Genomic DNA, 22,685 nt, shown 5'->3' on the forward strand with positions numbered 1-22,685 from the left:
CGCCACGGGAATGGCGGAAACGCACTCCCCGGTGGGGCGCATAGCTCAGTTGGTAGAGCAGCTGACTCTTAATCAGCGGGTCCTAGGTTCGAGCCCTAGTGCGCCCACCAAATCTCCTCTGGAGATTTTCCCCACCCGCCGCGAGGATCAGGCCGCACCGGCGGACCACCGACCGCGGCCATCTCCCTTTTCCACAACGTTGCCCGGCTGACCATCCGGATCAGGCGGCGCGGATCTCCGCCAGGAAGCCCTGCACGGCGTCCTCCAGGGCGGACGAGCTGCGGGCCAGATCCTGGGCGGCGCCGGTGAGGCTCCGGGCACCTTCCGTGGTTCGCCCGGCCTCGCTGCGGATGCCGCCGACGAGCTGGTCCACACGCAGGTTGTGCGCTGCCGCCTGGGCCGCGCTCTTGGCGATCTCGCTGGTGGCGCTGCCCTGCTCCTTCACCGCGGCCGCGATGCCGGAAGCGATGTCGTCGATCTCGGCGATGATGGTGGCGATGCCGCGGATCGCCTCCACCGCCTGCTGCGTGGCGGCCTGGGTCTGGGCGATCTGGTGGCCGATCTCCTCGGTCGCCCTGGCGGTCTGGCTGGCCAGGCTCTTGACCTCGCTGGCGACCACCGCGAAGCCCTTGCCCGCCTCGCCCGCCCGTGCCGCCTCAATGGTGGCGTTCAGGGCCAGCAGGTTGGTCTGCGCCGCGATGTTGCTGATGAGTTGCACCACATCGCCGATACGGCCGGCGCCTTCCGCCAGCGCCTGCACCACCGTGTCCGTCCGGCGGGCATCGTTCACCGCCTTCTCGGCGATGGTGGCGGATTGCGAGACGCGGCGGCTGATCTCGGCGATGGAGGCCGAGAGCTGCTCGGCCGCCGCCGCCACGGTCTGCACGCCCGAATTCGCGTCGCCCGCGGCGCTGGCGACGGCGCCGGCCTGCTCCGCGGAGTGGCCAGCGGCCGCGAGGATGTTGCGCGCCACATCGGAAAAGGCGCCCGACGAGCGGCCGATCTCGGCCGCGACGCCCTGCAGCTTGGCCTCGAAGGCGCCGGCCAGACGTTCGGTCACCTGCTTGCGGCGCTGCTGCTCCGCAACGGCGTAGGTTTCCAGCAGCACTTCCAGGTCGAACCAGGCGGCCTTCTGCAGCGCGAGCCGCAGGCTGTGCTTCGCCGTCGAGGCCTTGAAGCTGGTCAGGCGGGTGCAGGGCAGGTCGAGCTTCAGGTCGCGGATGATGCCGTTGAGCACCACGGAATGGCAGATCGTGACGGCGTAGGCGGGCACGCCGCGCTCGTAGAGCGCCGTGGCGAGGGCTCGCGCCGATTCCATGAAGCCCTCGCCCACCTTGCCGCAGGCAACCCGCTGCCAGTGCGCGAGCCGGACCCGGTGCACGGCCGGCTCCATCAGTGCGTGCTGGATCTCGGGCCAGCTGGACATCTCGCCGTGCAACTCGTCGAGCAGGCGCGGCAGCCGGCTCTCGGCGAAGGCCGCCTGGGCCCGCAGGAGCTGCCAGTCCTGATCGGTGATCGCGAAAGCGGCGAAGCGCCGCCTCTGCGCGTCGTCGTGGCCAAGGTGCATCAGGGGATTTCCTACCGTCGGCGGCGCGTGAGGCGCCACTGGCAGCTTCCCTACCGCATCGGAGATTAAATGCCGCCTAACGCGTGCGGCGTCGGCGGGGCATTCGTCGGGAATGCCCCGCCTGCCGGCGGCTATTGCCGCGAGGATTGCAGCGCCGCCGCTCCGCTGCCCTGCTGCCGCCGCTGCAGGAGTTGCAGCGCCAGCACGCCGCCGCCGCAGAGGATGCCGATGCCATCGGTGAGCAGGCCCGGCACGATCAGGGCGATGGCCGCGACAAAGAGCGCGACCCGCTCCCAGATCGGCATCGGGCGGAGCAGGTAGCCGTGCAGGGAGGCCGCCAGCAGCAGCGCGCCGGCAATGGCGCTGACCACCGCCACGGCGATGGCGGAAGGCTCGCCGATCAGCAGCAGCGCCGGCTGGTAGACGAACATGAAGGGGATGATGAACCCCGCCGCGCCGATCTTGACCGCGGCGAGGCCCGAGGCCCAGAGGTCCGACTTGGCCAGCCCCGAGGCGGCGAACACCGCCAGCGCCACCGGCGGCGTGATGGCCGAGAGGATGGCGAAGTAGAAGGCGAAGAGGTGCGCCGCCGGCTCGACCACGCCCAGCGTGATCAGCGCCGGCACCAGCAGCGCCACCATCACGATGTAGGCCGGGGTGGTGGGCATGCCCATGCCGAGGATGATGCCGGCCGCCATGGTCATCAGCAGCGCCAGCAGCAGACTCTGCTGCGCCGCGTTCACCACCAGCTGGGTGAAGGTGATGCCGACGCCGGTCAGCCCGATCACGCCGATCACGATGCCGGCGCAGGCGCAGGCCATGGCGATGCCGAGCGTGTTGCGCGCGCCGTCCAGCAGCGCGCCGTGGAACTGGCCGAAGCTGACATTGCCGCGGCTGTTGCGCCGCAGCGCCGCCGCCGGAAAGCAGGCCAGCGTCGCCACCAGCGCGGCGAGCGGCGCCGAGAAGCCGCCGAACAGGCCGACGATGATGATGATGAGCGGGATCGAGAGATGCCAGCCCTCGGTGACGACGTTGCGCAGCCGGGGCACCTCGCTGGCGGGCAGGCCGGTGAGGCCGGTGCGCTTCGCCTCGAAATGCACCGCCGCGAAGGTGGCGACGTAGTAGAGCAGCGAGGGAATGGTGGCCCAGACCACCACCTGCATGTAGCTCACCTGCAGGAACTCGGCCATGACAAAGGCGGCCGCGCCCATGATCGGCGGCATCATCTGCCCGCCGGTGCTGGCCACGCTCTCCACCCCGGCGGCGAAGGCCGGGCGGAAGCCGCTGCGCTTCATCAGCGGGATGGTCACCTGCCCCGTCACCATGACGTTGGCCACCGCCGAGCCGGACACGCTGCCGAACAGCGAGGAGGAAACGACCGCCACCTTGCCGGGCCCACCCGTCGCGCGGCCGGTCAGGGCAAGCGCGAAGTCCATGAACAGCCGCCCGACGCCCGAGCGCTCCATGAACGCTCCGAACAACACGAAGATCACCACATAGCCGGCCGAAACACCGAGCGTGGAGCCGAAGATGCCCTCGGTCGTCAGGTAGAGCTGGTCGATCAGGGCGAGGTTGCTGGCGCCGCCGAAGAAATAGGCCCAGCCCAGGAAGGCCATGGCGGTGACCGGCAAGGCCCAGCCGATCACGCGCCGCGTCGCTTCCAGGATCAGAACCACCAGCAGCCAACCGCCGACCACGTCCAGCGGACGCGGGTCGTCGACGTAAGGCATGCGGTAGACGAGCCAGTCGTAATCGGCGAAGAGCCGTCCGACCGCCCAGACCGACAGCGCCACGGCCAGCCAGTCCTCGGGGCCGGGGTTGGACGCGCCGCGGCGCGTCCGCAGCGGAAAGATCAGGAAGACCAGGGTGGTCGCGAAGAGCAGATGCGTGCCGCGGAAGATGACGGCTTCCGGTGGCGAGAAGGCGATCACCCACATATGGTAGAGCGCCATCGCCGAAGCGATGGCGCCCGCAAGCCCGTCCACGGCGCGCTTGTAGGTCATTCCAGGCGACCCTTACTTGCTGGCCAGGGCATTCGCCTCGCGGTAGTAGCGCCGGGCGCCCTCATGCATCGGCACGCTGATGTCCTGCGCGCCGAACTTCACCTCGGTCTTGCGCATCGAGCCGACAACGTTGCGCAGCGCGTCGATGTTCTGCCAGATCGCCTTGGTCATCTTGTAGACCTGCTCGGGATCGCGGTCGCACTGCGTGATGATGTGCGTGGTGTAGGTGATCATCTCCGGCGTGCCCTTCTGGCTGGGATAGGTCCCCTCCGGCAGCGCCTGGACACGGTAGGCCTCGTTGATCTTCTTCATCCCCTCCTCGTACTTGGAGAGGTCGAGCAGGCGGATCTCGCGTGCGCTGGCGAGGTCCATCACCGCGCTCGCCGGCACGGTGGTGCCGAGGGTGAAGGCCTGCGCGTGCCCGTCCTTCATCAGTCCGACGGCGTCGGTGTAGCCGGTCTGGAAGTTGGGCTGGATGTCCTTGTAGGAAAGTCCGGCCACCTGCAGCAGTTGCTGCGTGATGACTTCCGCGGTGTTGCCGCGCGGCTGGATGGCGACCGCCTTGCCCTTCAGGTCCTCGACCTTCTCGATCCCGGAATCCGCCAGCACCACCACCTGGAACCACTGCGGGTAGAGCGAGGCGATGTTGCAGACATTCTCGGCCTTCTGCGGGAAGGGCGCGCGGCCGTTCAGCCCGTCCACGGTGCTGATCGAGTTGGCGAAGGCGACATCCGCCTTGCCGCCGGAGACGCCGCGGACGTTGATCACGCCGGCGCCTGGCACGACCTGCACCGTGAGGCCGGGAACCGCCTTCTCCCAGATGTTCTTGAGCGCGCCGCCAAGCGGGATCCACGATCCGCCCTGCGGGCCGGTCATCATGCGGAGTTCCTCCGCGCCGGCGGGAGCCGCGAGTGTTGCCGCCAGGGCAATGCCCAGGAAGAAGCGAGACCGCATCGTGTTCCTCCGTGTTCGGTGTTCTTGTCGTGCAGTGTTCTGCATCGCCGCCCCTCGTCCGCCGCGCCGGACGGGAAGGTGCCCGCGCCTGCGGGCCTGCCATGGCCGCTCCGAGTGAGGCGAACGGGAAACAACGACTTGGCCTGCCGGTCACCGGAAGGATACCCCGTGAAACTACGTAGCGGCACCGGCGGGGGACAGGCCCGCGGCATGACGTGCTAGGCTGTATCCGGCGCCCGGAGAAGGCGCTGCAACAGGGAAGGCTTCATGCCAGGGCGTTCACGGCAGGGGAGGCGCGGGGGCACCGGATGCGCCGCACGGCTGGTTCGCGCCGTCGCGGGGGAGTAGCCTGCCGGCATGTGGCTCAAGCGCTTCGTCTTTCGGCGGATGGCAGGCGGGCAGCAAGGCGCGGCACGATGCGAGCCCCGGCGAGGCTGGCCCCTCGCCTGGCACCTGGCCATGCTTTGCGCCGTGGTGCTGGCGCCGATGCTCGCGACGGAAGCCGCGCTGCTCTTCCATCTGGCGCAGGGCGAGCGCACGCGGCACGAGGCCACGGCACGCGAAGCCGCGCGGCGCATCACCGTCGATCTCAACCGTGAGCTGATCGCGATGCGGACGCTGATGGAGGTGCTCGCCACATCCGACCATCTGAGGGCCGGCGACATCGGCGCCTTCACCAGCCGCGCCGAGGCGGTGCCGCGGCCGGCGGGCGCGGAAATCGTGCTGCAGGACCAGGCAGGCCATCTGCTCGCCACCACCGCGCCGCCGGCGGAGCGGCGGCTTGCCATGGAAGGGCTTGCGCCCGCCCCTCCGCGGCCGCCCGTGACGGAGGGTCCCTTCTCGGGCCTGCTCGCGGCGCCCTCCAGGGAGCCTGCCTTCGCGGTGTCCACCTGGGCGCCGCCCGGCACCGCGGCGCCCGCCTGGAGACTCAGCCTGGCAGTGCCCCTCGCCTTCCTGAACGACATCGTGCGCGATGCCGAGATCCCGGCTGGAATGGTGGCCAGCCTGCTCGACGGCGAGGGCTTCATCCTGGCACGCAGCCAGGAGGCGGCGCGCCTCGTCGGCACCCGCGTGCCGCCGGAGCTGAACATGCCTCCGGCCCAGGCGCAGGGCTGGCAGCACGGCCGCAGCGCCGCGGGCGAGGAGGTGGTGGCGGCCTTCAGCCGCTCCGGCCTGTCCGGCTGGACGGTGGCGGTCTTCATGCCCGAGGCGGCCTTCGCCGCGCCCCTGCGCCTCTCCTTCTGGACGATGCTCGCGGCCGGCCTGCTGCTGGCCGCCCTGGTGGCGGCCATGGCCTCGCTCTTCGCGCGGCGCATCGCCCGCCCGATCGCCGCCCTGGCGGGCTTCGCCGCCACCGGGGGAGAGTCCATGGCCCTGCGGCCGCATGGCGGCGTGCGGGAGGTCGAGGCCGTGGCCGCCGCGCTGGCCGCCGTCCGCGCGGAGGCCACGGCCCGCCTGCGCGAGCGCGAGGACCTGCTGCTCACGCTCGACAGCGCGCAGGTGATCGTGCGCGAGCCCGGAGGCTGCATCCTCGTCTGGACGTCCGGCAGCGAGCATCTCTACGGCTGGGCACCGGCCGAGGCGCTCGGGCGCATCTCCCACGAGCTGCTGGAGACCCAGTTTCCCCGCCCGCTGGAGCAGATCATGGGAGAGCTGCTGGAGCGCGGCGAATGGCAGGGCGAGCTGCGGCAGCGGCGGCGCGACGGCAGCCTGGTGACGGTGATCAGCCAATGGGCGCTGCGGCGCGGCCCGGACGGCGCGCCGCACACCGTGGTGGAGGCCAGCAACGACATCACCGGCCTGCGCGAGGCCGAGGAGGCGCTGCGCCTCAACCGCGACCTGCTCGCCTCGGTGCTGAACGCCAGCCCCGAGCCGATCTCGGCGCGCGACCTGGAGGGCCGGCTGGTGATCCTGAACCAGCCCTCCGCCGCCGTTTACGGCGCCACGGTGGAGGATGCGATCGGCCGCCGGGTGGAGGAGCTGCTGCCGCCTTCCGCCGCCGCCGCCGCGCGCGCGGCCGACCTCGCCGTGATCACCTCCGGGCGAACCCAGGTGCTGGAGAACGAGATCCCCGCCGGGGACGGCAGTCCGCGCGTGCTGCTTTCCAGCAAGGCGCCCTGGCGGGACGGCAGCGGCCGCACGGTCGGGGTGGTGACGGTGTCGCGCGACATCACGGTGCGTCGCCGCGCCCAGGCCCGGCTGCAGCAGATGCAGGAAGAGCTGCTGCATGTCTCCAGGCTGAGCGCCATGGGCGCCCTGGCGGCGGAGCTGGCGCACGAGCTGAACCAGCCGCTGACGGCCGTCGCCAACTTCGCCGACGCGGCACGGCGGATGCTGGGCAGCCGCGGCACGCCGGACGCGGGGCAGCTCCAGGCGGCGCGCGAAGCCATGGCCGAGGCGGCGGGACAGGCCGTGCACGCCGGGCGGATCATCCGGCGGCTGCGCGACTTCATCGGTCGCGGCGAGGCGGAGCGGCAGCCCACGCCGCTGAACATGCTGGTGGATGGGGCGGTGCGCCTGGCGATGGCGGGCGCCGGCAAGCAGGGCGTGGTGCTGCGCCTGGAGCTGGCGCCGGACGCGCCGGAGGTGATGGCGGACCGCGTCCGCATCCAGCAGGTCGTGTTCAACCTGGTGCGCAACGCGCTGGACGCCATGCAGGAGGTGGTGCACCGGGAGCTGCGCATCGCCACCGCGCGGCGGGGCGGGAGCGCCGTGCTGACCGTGGCGGATACCGGGCCGGGCCTCAGCCAGACGGTGGCCGAGCATATCTTCGAGCCCTTCATCAGCACCAAGCCGGAGGGCATGGGGATCGGCCTCTCCATCTGCCGCTCCATCGTCGAGGACCATGGCGGCCATCTCGCCGCCGAGCCGACGCCGGGTGGCGGCGCGACCTTCCGGGTCGTGCTTCCGGCTGCGCCGCAGGAGGCCGCCACGCAGGCGGAGGTGACCCATGGGTGAGGCAAGGATCGCCTATGTCGTGGACGATGAGGAGGTGGTGCGGCGCTCGCTCGTGCTGCTGCTGCGCTCGGCGGGCTATACGGTGCGCGCCTTTCCCTCCGGAGAGGACTTCCTGAGCGCCTCGGCGGAAGGCCTGCCCTTCGGCTGCGTGCTGCTCGACCTGCGGATGCCGGATCTGGACGGGCTTTCCGTGCAGCGACGGATCGTCGCGCAGGGGCTGGACATGCCGGTGATCGTCGTCACCGCACATGGCGACGTGCCGATGGCCGTCGAGGCGATGAAGCTTGGCGCCTCGGATTTCATCGAGAAGCCCTATGACGGCGAGGCGCTGCTGCAGGCCGCCGGGCACGCCCTGGCGCGGGGCGCCGAGGCACGGGCCCGCAGCCGCGAGGCGGCCGAGGCGGCGGAGCGCGTCGCGGCGCTGACGGTGCGCGAACTGGAGGTGCTGCAAGGCCTCGTGACCGGCAAGCAGAACAAGGAGATCGCGCGCGACCTCGGCTTGAGCCCGCGCACCGTCGAGATCCACCGCGCCAACGTGATGGAGAAGCTCGCCGTGCGCAGCCTGCCCGAGGCGGTACGCATCGCCCTTTCCGCCGGGCTGGCGACACGGAGCATGGGCTGAAGGGAAGCGGGCGGAAAGGCGCTCCCCCGAGCCTCCCGGCTTTCCTGCCAGTTGGCGTTCTGCTTTCCACCGGGACGCAGTACGGACAGAGGATGGATGAAAGATCCGGGGACTCCTTGCCCGCGGTGCCATTCCTTCCAGCCAGAATTCTCGCCTTCCCGTGTTCCGTTGCGGCGGCTTTCGTGCTGGACAGCGGAAACCCCTGTATTCACAGTGAGTTCCCGTCCTGTTCGCCTCGGGAAAGGCTTGCCTGCCCGGTGTCCTTGCCGCGCCAGCTCCGGACACATCAGCGCCGCCTTGCCGGCGTCGTCGCGGCCATCGCGGCGGGCGCCACGGAGGCACGCGACATCCTGGCGGCGGTGACGCCCGGCGGCGGCAAGTCGCTGCTGCCGGTGATCGCCGCCGCCCGGCTGATGGAGGCAAACCTCGTCGAGCGCGTCTGCTGGGTGGTGCCGCGCGACAGCCTGCGCCTGCAAGCCGAGGAAGCCTTCGCCGACCCCGCCTGGCGGAATGCGCTGAGGCACGCCATCTCGGTCCGCTCGGCGGACAACGCGCCGGATCTTTACCGGGGCCTGCAGGGCTACGTGACCACCTATCAGGGGATCGCGGCGGCGCCGGCACTGCATCTGGCGGCCTTGCGGCAGCACCGTACCCTGCTGGTGGTGGACGAGATGCACCACCTCCCCGCCCTGGCGGAGACCGACCCCGTCGCGGCCGCCGAGGCCGCGGGCGAGGAGGAGGACCAGGCCGGCGCCTGGTCACGCGCGCTGCTGCCGCTGCTGGAATGCTCCGCCGTGCGGCTGCTGCTCTCCGGCACGCTGGAGCGGGCGGATGGCCGCGGCATTCTCTGGCTGCCCTACCGCCAAGGGCCGCGGCTGCGCACGCGGGAGGTGGACCTGGACGCGCCGGGGTGGGCGGTGGTCGGCTACAGCCGCGCGCAGGCCCTGGCCGAGCGCGCCGTGCTGCCCGTGACCTTTGGCGCGCTGGACGGCGAGGCGACCTGGCGCGACCCGGAGGGCACCAGTGTCGGCCCGCATCGCCTTGCCGGCTACCATCCCGACGAGACGACGCGGCCCGCCTTGTTCACTGCGCTGCGCACCGGCTTCGCGGAGGCGCTGCTGCGCGAGGCCTTTCTCGCCGCACGCGCGTTGCGCGCACGGCGGCGGCACGAGCGCGGCCTGCCGCCGGGAGCGTCCGCACGGGGCCTGGGCAAACTCCTGGTTGTGGCGCCCGACCAGATGACGGCCCGGCAGTATCTCGCTCTGCTGCGCCGCTGGGTGCCCACCGGGCAGGCCGAGGAGTCGGTCGGCCTCGCCACCTCGGACAGCGGCGATGCGCACCAGACCCTCGCGGCCTTCCGCCTGCGTCCGGAGCCCTCCATGCTGGTGACGGTGGCGATGGCCTATGAGGGGTTGGATGCGCCGGAAGTCGCCGTGGTGGCCGCCCTCACCCATATCCGGTCGCGACCCTGGCTGGAGCAGATGGTGGCGCGCGCCACCCGGGTGGACCCGCACGCCGGTGCCTATGAGGCGCAGCGGGCACTGGTCTATCACCCGGACGACCCGCTGTTCGGCCGCTTCCGCATCCGCATGGAGACGGAGCAGGGCACGCTGGCGAAGCGGCCACGGCCCCGCCTGACGCAGCACACGCTTCCCCTCTGGCTGCGTGAGCAGCTGCCGCCGGGGCGGGAGGGCATCACGCCGCTCGAATCCAATGCGCTGGCGCTGCGCTTCGACACGCTGGCCCCAGGGCCGGAACTGGCGCTCAAGCGGCCGGAGCTGGAGGAGGCGCAAGGCGAGATGCTGGAGGCGCCTTCCGTCGCCGAACGGCGGCTGCGCGCGCGGGTCGGCGAGATGGTGGCGGCCCAGGCGGTGGAGGATGAGGCCATGCTGCAGGGGCCGCGCGCCGGCGTCGCCGGTCCCGGCCTCTACCACCGCTACAACGCCATCCTGAAGCGCGTCCTGGGCGGCAAGGCCCGCGCGCAGATGAGCCTCCTGGAGCTGGAGGCCGCCATCGGCTGGCTGGAGCGCAACCGGCTGGCGGGGCACCAGCACCTGCTGGCGAACGATCCGCGCTATGCCTGGTCCGCCCGCAAGCGCGGCGAATGGCGCCCGCCCCAGGGCCGCGCCGCCCAGAGGATGCCTTCCGCGCCGCGCCGCAAGCACGGGGCGTGAAGCGCGGCGCCGGCCGCTCCCCCTCTGGAATTTCCCCCCATCCGGTGGCCTGCTGGGCTGCCGCTTCGAAGGATGGCCCCCAATGGATCTCGACCTCACGCTGATTGACCGCCGCGTCGAGCGGCTGCTCGCTCCCTATGCCGGCAAGGCGGCACCCGGCATGACCATCGGGGTGGTGCGGGGCGGCGAACTGGTCGTGCACCGCAGCGCCGGCCTCGCCAGCATCGAGCACGGCGTGCCGATCGGCCCGGCCACCACCTTCCGCATCGCCTCGGTCAGCAAGCAGTTCACCTGCGCCGCCATCCTGATGCTGGCGCGGGAAGGAAAGATCGACATCGAGGCCAATGCCCGCACCTATCTGCCGGAACTGCCCGACACCGGAGCCGTGGTGACCGTCGCGCACCTCATGCACAACGTTTCCGGCATCCGTGACATGCTGGAGATCATGCGGCAGGGCGGCGCCGACCTCGGCGTTCCGGTGCGTCCCGAGGACCTGCTGGAAGGCGTCTGCCGCCAGCGCGGGCTGAACTTCGCGCCCGGCACCCGCTACCTCTACAGCAACTCGAACTTCATGCTGCTCGGCCGCATCGCCGAGCGCGTATCCGGCCAGCCGCTGGCCGCCTTCCTGGAGCAGCGCATCTTCGCGCCGCTCGGCATGAACGCGACCCGCATGACGGAAAGCGTCCACCTCGCCGTGCCGAACCTCGCCACCGGCTACTTTCCCGCGGCAGAGGGCTTCATGCGTGCGCCGCACGCCTTTCCGCTGCATGGCGAAGGCGGGCTGGTCTCCTCCGTGCAGGACCTTGCGCTCTGGGACCGCAACCTCACCACCGGGCGGGTCGGCGGCGACTGGCTGGCCACGGAACTCACCCGGCCGGCGCCCTTCCCCGATGGCGCCCCCAACATCTACGCGCGCGGGCTGATCCTGCGGCCCTATCGGGGCGTGGAGACGGTCAGCCACGGTGGCCTGTGGCCCGGCTACAAGACGGAGTTCCTGCGCGTGCCCTCGCGCGGCGTCACCGTGATCGCCATCGCCAACCACGGCGGGCTGAACCCGAACCTGCTGGCGCACCGGGCGCTGGACGCGGTGCTGGAAGGGCTCCCCGGCATCCATCCGCTGCCCGCCCTGCCGCCGAAGCGGGAGCTGGAGAAGCTGGCCGGCCGCTACTTCGACGAGGAGAGCGCCAGCACCGTCGATATCGGCCTGACGCCGGAGGGTGTGCCCACCTTCGCCACCAACGGGATGGTTGTCGAGGCGGAAGGCCTGGCGGACGGGAGGCTGACCTCGCCGCGTTCCAGTTCCCTCTTCACCGTTCGGCCGTTGGGGCCGGACCGGATCGAGGTGGAGCAGGATGCCGGCCATCGCCGCATCTGGCGCCGGGTGGCCGGAGGCGCAGCGCTGCCGGAGGGCCTCGCCGCCACCTACTTTTCCGAGGAGATGGCTGCGCGCTGGACCATCGCGCCGGAAGGCGATCGCCTTCGCTGCCGCGTGGCCGGCCCGGTGACCCATGGAGGGCCGTGGGATGTGGAAGGCATCGAGGGCGACATCCTCCGCATCCACGTGCCGGGCACCCTCTATCAGGCCTGGCTGGACGCGCGGGTGCTTCGCGCGGCGGATGGCGCGATTACCGGCCTGCTGGTGAATGGCGGCCGCGCCCGGCAGGTGCGTTACCGCCGGGTCTAAAGGATGTCCGGGGGAAGGGGCTCCCCCGGAGACCCTCATCTTGGCGGTTGGCGCGGCGCCTGCCGCAGGCGCTGACAACTCGAAAAAGAAAGATGGGGGCCTGGGGGAACTCCTTCCCCCGGCCTGCTTCCGCTTCAGCCCGCGCCGCCGCCCATCTTCAGCGGCGGCGCCACCTCGGCCGGGATCGGGCAGACATAGGGCGTCGCCTCGGTACGGGCCTTGAGGTCGGCCTTGGCGGCGGCGATCAGCGCGGGGTTGGCGATCAGATCCACCGCCGTGCCCGCCATCACCTTCGCCACATGCACCATGCCCTTGTGCGCCGCCGGCATCTTGCCCTGCGCCGTCCATTGCCAGGAATGCGCCGGCGTGCCGATGGCCTCGGTTGCGCCGCTGGCCTGCACGGTGGGCACCACCCAGGACACGTCGCCCACATCGGTGGAACCGATCATGCTGGTGCCGCTGCGCTCGGCGATCGGCGGCTGGATGGCATCCGTGAGCGTCAGGCCGGGCTTTGGCGCGAAGCCGCTGCGGTTGTAGTTGCTGGCGATGTCCTGCGGCGAGAGCGTCGCCTGGATCTCGCGCGCGAACTCCCGGTCGGCCTCGTCGAAGGGCACGGGGCCGAGGCGCATGAAGTTGTCCTGCATCACCTGCTCCAGCGGCGCATTGCCGAGCAGGTTCGCCGTGGCGGAGAGGATCTTGATCTCCACCTCCGTCTCGGTCATCAGCGCGGCGCCCCTGGCGATCTTCTTCACGCGTTCGATCAGGCCGAACATCTCGTGCAGCGTGTGGGCGCGCACGGCGTAGCGCACCTTCGCCTTGCCCTGCACGACGTTCGGCGCGATGCCGCCGGCATCCAGGTAGGCGTAGTGGATGCGCGCGTCGCTCGGCATGTGCTCGCGCATGTAGTTGACGCCGACATTCATCAGCTCGACGGCATCCAGCGCGCTGCGGCCGAGATGCGGCGCGGCCGCGGCATGGCTGGAGCGGCCGGTGAAGCCGAAGTCGATCCGCGTCATCGCCAGGGAGTCGGCTTCCTGCACGCCGGCCCAGGCGAAGGGGTGCCAGGTGATGGCGGCGTCCACGTCCTCGAAGCAGCCGGCGCGGACCATGAAGGTCTTGGCGGCGCCGCCCTCCTCGGCGGGGCAGCCGTAGTACCGCACGCGCGCCTTGATGCCGTTCTTCGCCAGATGGTCCTTCACCGCCACGGCGGCCAGCATGGCGCCGGCGCCGAGCAGGTTGTGGCCGCAGCCATGGCCGTTGCCGCCGGGCACGATGGGGCGCGGCTCCGCCACGCCGGATTCCTGGCTGAGGCCGGGCAGCGCGTCGTATTCGCCAAGGATGGCGATCACCGGCCCCTCCTCGCCCGCCTCGCCCATGATGGCGGTGGGGATGCCGGCCAGCTCGCGGGTCATGCGGAAGCCCTCGGCCTCCAGCATCGTCACGTGCTCGGCGCAGGAGCGGGTCTCGGCGTAGAGCAGCTCCGGCATGTCCCAGATGCGGTCGCTCAGGTCGGTGTAGGCGTCCTTCTTGGCGTCAACGAGCCGCCAGATTTCCTCGGTGTTGCGCACGCCGCTTCTCCATCAGTCCGAAGACCGTGGAAAAGCGGCATCGCGCCCGGATCGTCAAGCGGGGCCGGCGGCCAGCGGCAAGGAAAGGCGATAGGTGCGGATGGCGTTGTCGTGAAACAGCGCGAGCTGGTCCGCCCAGGGCAGGTCCGCCACCGCCGCGCGGAAGCCGTCGAAGATGGTGGCGAAGCTGCCGCAGAGCCCGTCCACCGGGAAGTTCGAGGCGAACATGCAGCGCGGCACGCCGAAGATCTCGATGGTCTCGCGGATGATCGGGCGGTTGTCCTCCAGGCGCCAGGGACGGCCGCGCAGGCCGAGGCCGGAGATCTTGACGCTCGCCTGCGGCGCCCGCGCCAGCCGCCGCATCGCCGCCCGCCAGCCGGCCAGCCCCTCGGCGCCGCGGTCGGAGGGCAGGCCGGTATGGTTCAGCACCAGCGGCGTCTCGGGGTGCGCCTCGATCAGGTCCAGCGCCTCGTCCAGATGCCACCAGGGCGCCTGCAGCTCGAAATGCAGGCCGTGCGGGGCAAGCCGGGCATAGCCGGCCCGCCAGCGCGGGTCGCTCATGGAGCCAGGCGCGCCGCGCTCCACCCGGTCAGGAGCGGCGGCGGTGCGGGGCTTGTGCCGCACCCCCTTCACCAGCGGAATGGCGGCCTGGGTGGCCAGCACCTCCTCCGCATCCTCCCGGTCCAGCCAGGCCTGCGCCACATGCGCGGCGGGGCGGCCTGTGCGGGCGTGGAGCGCGGCGATCCAGCGGCTCTCACCGGTCGGGTCGGCCGGGTTCCACTCGCCCTCCATGGTGACGGTGGCGACCACGCGGTGATGGCCGGTCAGCGCGTCATAATCTTCCGGCAGGAAGTCCTTGCCGCGCAAGGCGGTGTAGTCGCCGTAGCGGAAGGGGATGAGCGGATGGTCCGGGCGCAGCCAGGGATGGTCGTTGTGCGTCAGGTCCCAGAAATGGTGATGGGCGTCGATGATCGGCAGGTCACGCGGCATGGGAGCGCCTCCGACCCCAGGCGCTCCAGGCCGTCCAGGCCCAGATCAGCGCCACCGCCAGCGCCAGCACGGCGGCGATCGGCCGCGAGACCAGGGTGAGCGGATCGCCCTGCCCCTTCATCAGCGTCTGGATGAAGTTGAACTCAACCATCTTGCCCAGCACCAGGCCGAGGATGGCGGGCGCCACCGGGATGTCGTTCTCCTCCATGAACCAGCCGAGCGCGCCCATCGCCAGCATCATGCCGACGTCGAACAGCGCGTTGTTGATGGCATAGGAGCCGATGATGCAGGCGACCAGGATGAAGGCGGCGATCACCCCGCGCGGCACGGCCAGGATGTAGCGGGCGACGCGGATCACGCCCCAGCCGAGCGGCACCATCAGGATGTTGGCCAGGATGAAGACGATGAAGATGGCGTAGATCAGGTCCGGCGATTTCACGAAAATGGCCGGCCCCGGCTCCATCCCCTTCAGGATCAGCACGCCGATGACGATGGCGGTGATGGAATCGCCGGGGATGCCGAAGACGATGGTCGGCACCCAGGCGCCGGCCAGCGCCGAATTGTTGGAGGCACCCGCTTCCGCCAGGCCCTCGATATGGCCGGTGCCGAACTTTTCCGGCGTGCGCGAGAACTTGCGGCTGACGGCATAGGAGATCCAGGCGGCGATGTCGGCGCCGGCGCCGGGCAGCGCGCCGATCAGCACGCCGACGATGTTGCCGCGCACCACTTGCACGCGCCACTGCCAGAGGTCGCGCAGCAGGTCGCGGAACGGGCTGCCATAGGGAGGGATGATGGCCTTCTTGGTGTCCTTGACGGTCACCAGCCGGATCAACTCGGGAATGGCGAAGAAGCCCACCAGCGCCGGCACGAAGTCAACGCCGCCCATCAGCTCGGTGGAGCCGAAGGCGAAGCGGGTGATGCCCGTCGCGATGTCGATGCCGACGCAGGAGAGGAACAGCCCGACCAGCAGCGCCAGCATGCCGCGCAGCGGCGAGCCCGAGGCCAGGAAGGCGGCGCAGGTCAGCCCCATGACGCCGAGCCAGAAATACTCGGGCGAGGAGAAGCGGGTGGCGAAATGCGCCAGTGCGGGGGCGGCGAAGATCAGCACGATGGTGCCGAAGATGCCGCCGATGGCGGAAGCCCCCATGCACATGCCGAGGCCCCGCCAGGGCTGGCCCTGCTGGGTCAGCTTGTAGGCCTCGTCGGCATAGGCGGCGGAGGCCGGCGTGCCGGGGATGCGGACCAGCGCGGCGGGGATGTCGCCGGCGAAGATCGCCATCGCTGTGAGCGCGACAATGGAGGCGATGGCGGGCACCGGGTCCATGAAGAAGGTGAAGGGCACCAGCAGCGCCGTGCCCATGACCGCCGTCAGGCCGGGAATGGCGCCCATCACCATGCCCAGCCCGCTGGCCAGCAGGATCACGAGAAGGGTGTGGGGCGCGAAGACATGGCCGAAGGCGGCAAGCAGCGCGTCCATCAGACCCATCCCTCCAGCACACCGGGCGGCAGCGGCACCCGCAGCACCTCGTTGAACAGCAGGTGGAAGCCGATCGCCCCCAGCACCGCGATCAGCCCGGCGCGCAGCGGCGCGATGCCCATGCGCAGCTGCACCGCCAGCATGATGGCGATGGCAAAGGGAATGAACCCGGCCGGCTCGGCGAAGGCGGCGAAGAGCGCGATGGACAGCAGCAGCACCGCGACATTGGTGACCGCCCAGCCGTCACGCAGCCAGCCCGGCATGCGCAGCACCGGCTCGCCGGGCCGCCGCAGCCCCGCCAGCACCAGCAGCACGCCGGTCAGCATCGCGACCACGCCGAGCAGCGCGGGGAAGAACCCCGCGCCCAGTTCCTGGCCCGGCACGCCAGGCAGGCGCAGGGAGGCCGCCGCCAGCAGCCCTCCCAGCCCGATCGTCAGCACGCCGAGGGCGCGGTCGTTCAGCCGCATCGCCCTCAGCCCCGCGCCAGGCCCAGCTCGTTCAGCAGGCGCGAGGTGGTCTTGGCGAAGTCCGTGACATAGGCCTGGAAGTGCTCCGGTGTCTCCCAGACCGGCACGATGCCGCGCTGCTTCATGGTGTTCCGCACCTCAGGGCGCGCATGGCCCTTGGCGGCGGCCTCGATCAGCCGCTGCCGCACCGGTGCCGGCAGGCCCTTCGGGGTGACCAGGGAGAACCAGTTCAGGTAGGTCCAGTCCACGCCCAGCTCGCGCAGGGTCGGCACGTCGGGGAAGGAACTCATCCGCTCCTCGGCCATCACGGCCAGCACGCGGACCTGCCCGGCATCGGCCAGCGGCTTGGCCTCGATGGGCGAGCCGGTGAAGACGCTGATGCCGCCGGCCACGAGGTCCTGCAGCGCCGGCGCGCCACCCTGGCTGGGGATCCAGCGGATGGTGTCCACCTCCATGCCCATGGCCTTGGCCAGGCCGGCGGCGGCGAGATGCCAGGAGCCGCCGGTGGAAACGCCGGAGCCGGTGAACTTGCCCTTCGGCGCCCCCTTCAGGGCCGCCGCGAAGCTCTTGAAATCCTTCCAGTCGCCATCGGCCTTCACCGTCACGCCGGCGGGGATGACGGCGATGCGCGAGATCAGGTCGAAGTTCTGCGGCCCGAGGTCGGACTGGCCGAGCACCTTGAAGTTGACAAGCTCGGAGGTGCCGCAACCGATCGTATAGCCATCCGGCGCCGCGTTGGCGATGGCGGCATGGCCGACGATGCCGTTGCCGCCGGTGCGGTTGACGACGTTCACCGGCTGCCCGAGCTCCGCCTCCAGCCCGGTGGCGAAGATCCGCGTGACGGTGTCCGACCCGCCGCCTGCCGCCCAGGGGACGACCATGGTCACCGGCCGGGTGGGCCAGGACTGGGCCTGCGCCGAGCGTGGCAGCAGAGCGGGAATGGACAGCGCGCCGGCAAGGCCGGCAAGGCCGCGACGAGAGATCATTCTTGTGTTTCCTCCTGCTTGGACATTCGCCCGAAGTGCGGAACGTGCTCCTCCGCCGGCTGACCCGGGCCTGCGGCGCGCAGGCGGACCGGCTGCCAGGCGGAACGGGCCCCTTGCCGCGCCGCAAGCCCTTTCAGCGTGGCGGCATGCGCCACATCGAGGGGGAGCCGGCTACCCAGCGCAGGGCCGTCTCCGGGCGGTGCCGGAAGGCGGCCGAGCGAAGGCGATGATCAGCTGGCATGCGTTCTCTCCCCTGACGGTCCGCTTCGCTGCGGCACGCGCTTTCCCAGGTTGTGGAACTGTATGCAGTATAAATGCAAGAGCCTTAGAAGGCCGCGAAGCGTCTCCGCCGCGCAAAAGCCGGCGCATGACCGATCAGGCCGGCGTTGAAGAGGGCCGCGGGGAAGGTGTGGGCGGGCCACGATGCAGGCAAGGCGGGGTCGGCCGGTCTCCTTCAGACCCGCCTCCAGCCGCGCCTAGCCCGCCCTGGCCTGGCTGGAGAGCAGCGTGTCGACCGCGGCACCGAGGGAGTCCGGCGCCATGGGCTTGCGCAGCACCGCGAAGGGTCCCCCTTCGGACAGCGCCGTGACCGCAAGCGTCGCTTCCTCGTCCAGGTTGCCCGTGAGGAGGATGCAGGGCAGCCCCGGACGCTGCCGCCGCGCCTCGCGCAGCAGGTCGATGCCGGTGAGGCCGGGCATGGTGAGGTCGGTCAGCAGCAGGTCGCAGGGCGCGCCATCCTGCAGCCGGCGCAGCGCCTCCTCCCCGCTTTCGAGCACCTCCGCCCGGTGGCCGAGCCGCTCGAACACGGCGCCGAGCACGGAGCGCACCAAAGGGTCGTCGTCCACCACCAGCAGCCGTGCCGATGGCGTCGCCAGGGGCGCCGGATGGGCCGGCGCGACGTCGGGCTCGGCGGCCTGGCTGACGGGCAGGAACAGCGTCACCGTCGTTCCCTGGCCGGGCTCGGTGTCGATCACCAGGTCCCCGCCGGACTGCTCGGCGAAGTTGCGTGCCATGGCCAGGCCAAGGCCAGTGCCCTGGCCCTTCGGCTTGGTCGTGAAGAAGGGCTCGGTGGCGCGCGCCAGCGTCGCGGGGCTCATGCCGGCGCCGTGGTCGCGCACCGCCAGCGCCACGCGGGGCCATTCCTCGCCCGCTGGCGGCACCATCCGCGCCGAGAGCGTCACGGTGCCCCCCCTCGGCATGGCGTCGCGGGCGTTGATGGCGAGGTTCAGCAGCACCGTCTCCAGTTGCGGCTTGTCGGCGAAGACGATCAGCTCACCCGCCCGCGGCGCGCCCTCCACCGCCACCTCGGTGCGGCCACCAAGGGTGTAGCTCAGCACCTCCCGCACATTCTCCAGCAGAGCGGCGACATCGAGGTGGGCGGCGCGCAGCTCGCCGCGCCGGGCAAAGGTCAGCAGCCGGCGGGCGATGGCGGCGCCGCGCTCGGCGGCATCCGAAACCAGCCCGGAGAGGCGGCGCACCATCGCGGCATCCTCGGCCTGCAACCCCAGCATGCGGGTGCCGCTGAGCACGGTCTGCAGCACGTTGTTCATGTCGTGCGCGATGCCGCCCGCAAGCTGGCCGAACACCTCCATCTTCTGCGCCTGGCGCAACCCCTCCTCGGCCCGCTTGCGCGCCGTCACGTCCACCAGCGCCGCCATGGAGCGCAGGAAACGCCCGGAAGGCGCGCGCTCGGTGCGCACGGAAACGAGGATGTCCACCACGGTGCCATCCCGCCGGCGGAGCTGGATCTCCATGTCGTCGCAGCCATCGGCAGTCAGCACCATCGGCCAGACGACCTCGCGGAAGCGGTGGGCGGCTTCAGCGGGCATGAATTCGGTGATGTGGCGGCCGATCACCTCATGGCGCGCCGCATAGCCCAGAAACTCCAGCCAGCGGTCGCTGACGATCAGCAGATGCGCCGAGGCGTCCAGGCAGTGCAGCGGCAGCGGGGTGCGGCGGTAGAGCGCCTCGGCCATCGCCTCGGCCCGTTGCCGCTCGGCGATCTCCGCGACGAGCCGCTTGTTGACGGTGGCCAAATCGGCGGTGCGCTCCGCCACCCGCGCCTCCAGCGTGGCGTTGAGCTGCCGCAGCGCGGATTCCGCCGCCTGCATCCGCAGCAGGGCGCGGATCACCGCGATCAGCTCGTCCGGCGCCACCGGCTGCGTCAGGTAGGAATCCGCACCGCCCTCCAGCCCGCGCACGCGGTCGGCACCGCTGATCGCCGCCACCGAGATCTGCAGCACCAGGGTGGCCGGATGGGCGCGCTTGATGCGTCGGCAAACCTCGATGCCGCTGATGTCCGGAAGCTTGACGTCGAGCAGAACCAGCGCCGGCCCGAGCGTGGCCGCCTTCTCCAGCGCCTCGGCGCCGGTGGCGGCCTCGGCGACGCGCAGGCCGGCTCGGGTCAGGATGCGGGTCTTGGCATAGCGCCCCGCCTCGTCGTCATCGACGTTGAGGATCAGGGCATCGGCCTCGCTCATGCCCGCACTCCTTCCACCCCTCCCGGCAGGATCCGCCGCAGGACCTGCGCGATGGCGTCGCGGCCGAGGCTTTCCTTCGGCAGCAGGACCGCCCCTTCGGGCAGCCTCACCCGCAGCTCGGCATCGATCACCGAGGAGGTGGCGATCACCACCGGAATCGCGCGCGTCTCCGGCGTCTCCGCGAGGCTGCGCAACACGGCGAAGCCGTCCATCTCCGGCATGCGCAGGTCGAGCATGATGGCGCGCGGCCGCAGGGTACGAGCCATGTCCACCCCCTCCCGCCCCCCGGGGGCCTCGACCACGGGATAGCCCAGCTCGGTGATCCACTGCCGGAAGACATAGCGGAAGCTCTCGTCGTCATCGACGACGAGGACCGGCGCCGCGGCATCCGCGGAGGCGGGGAGCGCCTCCGGCTGGAGGGAGAGGCCCAGGGGCAGATGCAGGCGGAACACCGAGCCCTCGCCAGGCCGGCTCTCCACCGTGACCCGCCCGCCCAGCAGCTCCGCCAGGCGGCGCGACAGCGGCAGGCCCAGGCCGGTACCCTTGTGGCGCATCTTGCCGCCGCCCGAGAGCTGTGCGCTCTCCACCTGCGAGAACTCGTCGAAGATCCGCTCGATATCCTCCGGCGCGATGCCGATGCCGGTATCGGCCACCGCGAAGACCATCGTCTCGCCCTGCAGCGCGGCGCTGACGCGCACGGTCCCGGCCCGGGTGAACTTCAGCGCGTTGGAGACGAAGTTGCGCAGGATCTGCGCCACCTTGCCTTCATCCGCCTGCAGCGGCGGAAGGCCGCCCGCATCCTCGAAGACCAGCTCCACCGCGCCGTTCGGCTGCAGCGGCCGCAGCGAGGCACGCAGGCCGCCCAGCAGCTCCGCGACCGAGAAGATCGCCGGGCGCAGCGTCGCCTTGCCGGCCTCGACCTTCGCCAGGTCGAGCAGGTCGTCCACCATTTCCAGCAGGTTCTCGGCCGAGCGGCGCATCAGCTGCACCTGCTTCTCCTGCTCCGACGTGAGCGGCCCGTCGGCACGTTCGAGCAGCAGGCGCGACAAGGCGAGGATCGAGTTCAGCGGAGTGCGGAACTCATGGCTCATGTTGGAGAGGAAGCGCGACTTCAGCTCGCTGGCGAGCCGCAGCGCCTCGGCGCGCTCGTCCAGCTCGGCATGCAGCGCGACGACGCCGCGGTTGGTGTCCTCCAGCTCGGCGTTGAGCCGGACCATCTCCTCCTGCCGCTGCCGCAGCTCGTCCAGGCTGTGCACCAGTTCGAGGTTCTGCTCGTGCAGCGCGCGGAGGGGATCGGCGACTTGCTCGGTGCGCAGGCGGCGGAGGATCTCCTCCGTCGCAGGAGGCGCCGCATGCGGCGGCAGAAGGATCGCCAACCGCACCTGGTGGTCGCCGTCCGGCATGATGTCGCGCTGCAGCGTATCGGACAGGCGCTGCGCGGCCTCGAGGCCGCTCAGCGAACCGTCCGGCCGCAGGGGCGACGCCCCCGGCGGCGGTGGGTGCCGGATGGTGGCGCAGAGCGCGGCCGGCGCGACGTCGAGCAGCAGGAAGCGCACCTCGCCACCACCTGTCTGCACGGCGAGGCGCGCCACCTCCGAAACCGCCGTGGCGATCCGCGTCTGGCCGCGCCGCTCCAGGCCCAGCATCTCCGCGATGTGGCGCGCGGACTGACGGGCGGCGGCCACATCCAGCTCCCGCTGCAAGGGCAGGGCGAGCAGCAGCGTTCCGGTCATGGGGCCGCTCCCCACCGCGCCACCAGCACCGTGGCGTCATCGCGCGGGCGGCCGAAATCGCGGAAGAGCACCGCCGCGATCAGGCTGGGGTGGAGCATGGCAAGCCCGGGGTAGTCCTCCAGACGCCAGCCGGAGCCAATGCCGTCGGAATGCAGCACCAGCAGCGGCGATGGCGGCAGGGTGGAGGTGAATGCCTGGAAACGGCGCGCGGCATGGCCCAGCGTACCGTTCATCGAGACCATGCGCCGCATCTCGCCGCCGCCGACCGCCACCCCGCTGATGTTGCCGAGCCCGGCGAAGACGATTGTTGAGCCCTGCAGGCGCGCGACCGCCGCGGCGGCACCGCGGGTAGGCCGCAGTTCGCCATGCATGGCCTCCAGCATGGCCGCCGGGGCACGGCCGGCGGAACCAAAGAAGCAGCGCAGCGCCGCGGCGGCGGCCTTGGCAGCCGCCGGGCCGTGGCCAAGCCCGTCGGCCACCATCAGCTCCAGCCCTTCCGGCAGCGCGCGCACGCCCCAGGCGTCGCCACAGACCTCCTGCCCCGCCAGGGCGACCGAAACCGCGCCCCAGGTGGTTGCCTGCGTCGCCGCCGGGGCGGAGCGCGGGCGCCGGGGGATGCGTGCCAGCATCGCCGTGCCCTGGCCGGGACGAGAGAAGATCTCGAAAAGCGCCGACTGCCGCGCAATGGCGCCAAGCCCCTGTCCGGCGCTGCCCGCCGTCGAGAAGCCATCACGGCGGCATGCCAGGACATCGGCCATGCCCGGCCCGCGGTCCAGGGCGATCAGCTCAACCCCGCCATCATCGGCATCGGCGGCGTCAGGCAGGCTGCCATAGGTGCCGGCCAGCACCGTGCCCCGTCCCGCATGCTTCAGCAGGTTCGTGGCCATTTCCGTGGCCACGAGGGCGACGGCGCCGAGCCCTGCCTCGCCCATTCCCTGCCCATCGGCCCGGGCGACGGCCTCCCGCCGCGCCGCGGCCACGCCGCTCGGGTCTTCCACCGCCAAGGCCTGCATAGTCATTGT

At 71.3% G+C, this 22,685-nt stretch carries 15 protein-coding genes and 1 tRNA gene; 5 read left to right on the plus strand and 11 right to left on the minus strand.

Annotation, left to right across the window (positions count from 1 at the left end; translation table 11 throughout):
• Positions 1-34: 34 nt before the first annotated feature.
• Positions 35-110: transfer RNA gene (locus tag E0493_RS09060), tRNA-Lys, on the plus strand.
• Positions 111-220: 110 nt separating this feature from the next.
• Here the strand turns inward: E0493_RS09060 and E0493_RS09065 are convergent.
• The 3 genes from E0493_RS09065 to E0493_RS09075 all read right to left on the minus strand — a co-directional run bounded on the left by E0493_RS09065 (position 221) and on the right by E0493_RS09075 (position 4,524).
• Positions 221-1,567 (minus strand): globin-coupled sensor protein, encoded by a 1,347-nt coding sequence (locus tag E0493_RS09065; RefSeq protein WP_160936615.1) that lies wholly within the window; start codon positions 1,565-1,567, stop codon positions 221-223.
• A 131-nt stretch (positions 1,568-1,698) separates the two neighbouring features.
• Positions 1,699-3,570, minus strand: a complete 1,872-nt coding sequence (locus tag E0493_RS09070; protein ID WP_160936616.1) for a TRAP transporter permease — start codon at positions 3,568-3,570, stop codon at positions 1,699-1,701.
• Positions 3,571-3,582: 12 nt separating this feature from the next.
• Positions 3,583-4,524: a TAXI family TRAP transporter solute-binding subunit gene (locus E0493_RS09075; RefSeq protein WP_160936617.1), complete on the minus strand. Its 942-nt coding sequence runs from the start codon at positions 4,522-4,524 to the stop codon at positions 3,583-3,585.
• 459 nt (positions 4,525-4,983) lie between these two features.
• Here E0493_RS09075 and E0493_RS09080 point away from each other — a divergent pair, with 459 nt between their 5' ends.
• The 4 genes from E0493_RS09080 to E0493_RS09095 all read left to right on the plus strand — a co-directional run bounded on the left by E0493_RS09080 (position 4,984) and on the right by E0493_RS09095 (position 11,962).
• Complete coding sequence (locus E0493_RS09080; protein ID WP_160936618.1) at positions 4,984-7,482, plus strand: PAS domain-containing protein; 2,499 nt, start codon at positions 4,984-4,986, stop codon at positions 7,480-7,482.
• Positions 7,475-8,104 (plus strand): response regulator transcription factor, encoded by a 630-nt coding sequence (locus E0493_RS09085; protein WP_160936619.1) that lies wholly within the window; start codon positions 7,475-7,477, stop codon positions 8,102-8,104. Before E0493_RS09080 ends, E0493_RS09085 begins: the two co-directional genes overlap by 8 nt.
• 257 nt (positions 8,105-8,361) lie before the next feature.
• Positions 8,362-10,278, plus strand: a complete 1,917-nt coding sequence (locus E0493_RS09090; protein WP_367614478.1) for a DEAD/DEAH box helicase — start codon at positions 8,362-8,364, stop codon at positions 10,276-10,278.
• A gap of 82 nt (positions 10,279-10,360) precedes the next feature.
• A complete protein-coding gene (locus E0493_RS09095) occupies positions 10,361-11,962 on the plus strand; it encodes a serine hydrolase domain-containing protein (RefSeq protein WP_160936621.1) in 1,602 nt (533 codons plus the stop codon).
• Positions 11,963-12,096: 134 nt separating this feature from the next.
• Here the strand turns inward: E0493_RS09095 and E0493_RS09100 are convergent, their stop codons facing one another.
• The 8 genes from E0493_RS09100 to E0493_RS09135 form a co-directional block, all read right to left on the minus strand.
• The gene (locus E0493_RS09100) at positions 12,097-13,530 is read right to left on the minus strand and encodes a M20 family metallopeptidase (RefSeq protein ID WP_160936622.1); all 1,434 of its coding nucleotides are present in this window, start codon (positions 13,528-13,530) and stop codon (positions 12,097-12,099) included.
• Positions 13,531-13,584: 54 nt separating this feature from the next.
• Entirely contained in the window at positions 13,585-14,520 is a 936-nt protein-coding gene (locus E0493_RS09105; RefSeq protein WP_160936623.1) for an amidohydrolase family protein, read from the minus strand.
• A complete protein-coding gene (locus E0493_RS09110; RefSeq protein ID WP_160936624.1) occupies positions 14,510-15,997 on the minus strand; it encodes a tripartite tricarboxylate transporter permease in 1,488 nt (495 codons plus the stop codon). Before E0493_RS09110 ends, E0493_RS09105 begins: the two co-directional genes overlap by 11 nt.
• Positions 15,997-16,464 (minus strand): tripartite tricarboxylate transporter TctB family protein, encoded by a 468-nt coding sequence (locus E0493_RS09115; protein WP_160936625.1) that lies wholly within the window; start codon positions 16,462-16,464, stop codon positions 15,997-15,999. Before E0493_RS09115 ends, E0493_RS09110 begins: the two co-directional genes overlap by 1 nt.
• Before the next feature lie 5 nt (positions 16,465-16,469).
• Positions 16,470-17,450 (minus strand): Bug family tripartite tricarboxylate transporter substrate binding protein, encoded by a 981-nt coding sequence (locus E0493_RS09120; RefSeq protein ID WP_160936626.1) that lies wholly within the window; start codon positions 17,448-17,450, stop codon positions 16,470-16,472.
• Positions 17,451-17,926: 476 nt separating this feature from the next.
• Entirely contained in the window at positions 17,927-19,930 is a 2,004-nt protein-coding gene (locus E0493_RS23710) for a response regulator (RefSeq protein WP_160936627.1), read from the minus strand.
• The gene (locus tag E0493_RS09130) at positions 19,927-21,663 is read right to left on the minus strand and encodes an ATP-binding response regulator (RefSeq protein WP_160936628.1); all 1,737 of its coding nucleotides are present in this window, start codon (positions 21,661-21,663) and stop codon (positions 19,927-19,929) included. The genes E0493_RS23710 and E0493_RS09130 overlap by 4 nt, the downstream gene beginning before the upstream one ends.
• Positions 21,660-22,682 (minus strand): SpoIIE family protein phosphatase, encoded by a 1,023-nt coding sequence (locus tag E0493_RS09135; RefSeq protein ID WP_202397007.1) that lies wholly within the window; start codon positions 22,680-22,682, stop codon positions 21,660-21,662. The genes E0493_RS09130 and E0493_RS09135 overlap by 4 nt, the downstream gene beginning before the upstream one ends.
• Positions 22,683-22,685 lie beyond the last annotated feature (3 nt).

This window comes from Teichococcus coralli (assembly GCF_009829925.1).
Taxonomy (GTDB): Bacteria; Pseudomonadota; Alphaproteobacteria; order Acetobacterales; family Acetobacteraceae; genus Pseudoroseomonas; species Pseudoroseomonas coralli.

Excerpts from the sequence above, each read along its gene's own strand:
- E0493_RS09085 (WP_160936619.1), top strand. The coding sequence starts at position 7,475 with ATGGGTGAGGCAAGGATCGCCTATGTCGTGGACGATGAGGAGGTGGTG.
- E0493_RS09130 (WP_160936628.1), bottom strand. The coding sequence starts at position 21,663 with ATGACCGGAACGCTGCTGCTCGCCCTGCCCTTGCAGCGGGAGCTGGAT.
- E0493_RS09095 (WP_160936621.1), top strand. The coding sequence starts at position 10,361 with ATGGATCTCGACCTCACGCTGATTGACCGCCGCGTCGAGCGGCTGCTC.
- E0493_RS09075 (WP_160936617.1), bottom strand. The coding sequence starts at position 4,524 with ATGCGGTCTCGCTTCTTCCTGGGCATTGCCCTGGCGGCAACACTCGCG.
- E0493_RS23710 (WP_160936627.1), bottom strand. The coding sequence starts at position 19,930 with ATGAGCGAGGCCGATGCCCTGATCCTCAACGTCGATGACGACGAGGCG.
- E0493_RS09065 (WP_160936615.1), bottom strand. The coding sequence starts at position 1,567 with ATGCACCTTGGCCACGACGACGCGCAGAGGCGGCGCTTCGCCGCTTTC.
- E0493_RS09105 (WP_160936623.1), bottom strand. The coding sequence starts at position 14,520 with ATGCCGCGTGACCTGCCGATCATCGACGCCCATCACCATTTCTGGGAC.
- E0493_RS09080 (WP_160936618.1), top strand. The coding sequence starts at position 4,984 with ATGCTTTGCGCCGTGGTGCTGGCGCCGATGCTCGCGACGGAAGCCGCG.
- E0493_RS09120 (WP_160936626.1), bottom strand. The coding sequence starts at position 17,450 with ATGATCTCTCGTCGCGGCCTTGCCGGCCTTGCCGGCGCGCTGTCCATT.
- E0493_RS09070 (WP_160936616.1), bottom strand. The coding sequence starts at position 3,570 with ATGACCTACAAGCGCGCCGTGGACGGGCTTGCGGGCGCCATCGCTTCG.
- E0493_RS09110 (WP_160936624.1), bottom strand. The coding sequence starts at position 15,997 with ATGGACGCGCTGCTTGCCGCCTTCGGCCATGTCTTCGCGCCCCACACC.
- E0493_RS09115 (WP_160936625.1), bottom strand. The coding sequence starts at position 16,464 with ATGCGGCTGAACGACCGCGCCCTCGGCGTGCTGACGATCGGGCTGGGA.
- E0493_RS09135 (WP_202397007.1), bottom strand. The coding sequence starts at position 22,682 with ATGACTATGCAGGCCTTGGCGGTGGAAGACCCGAGCGGCGTGGCCGCG.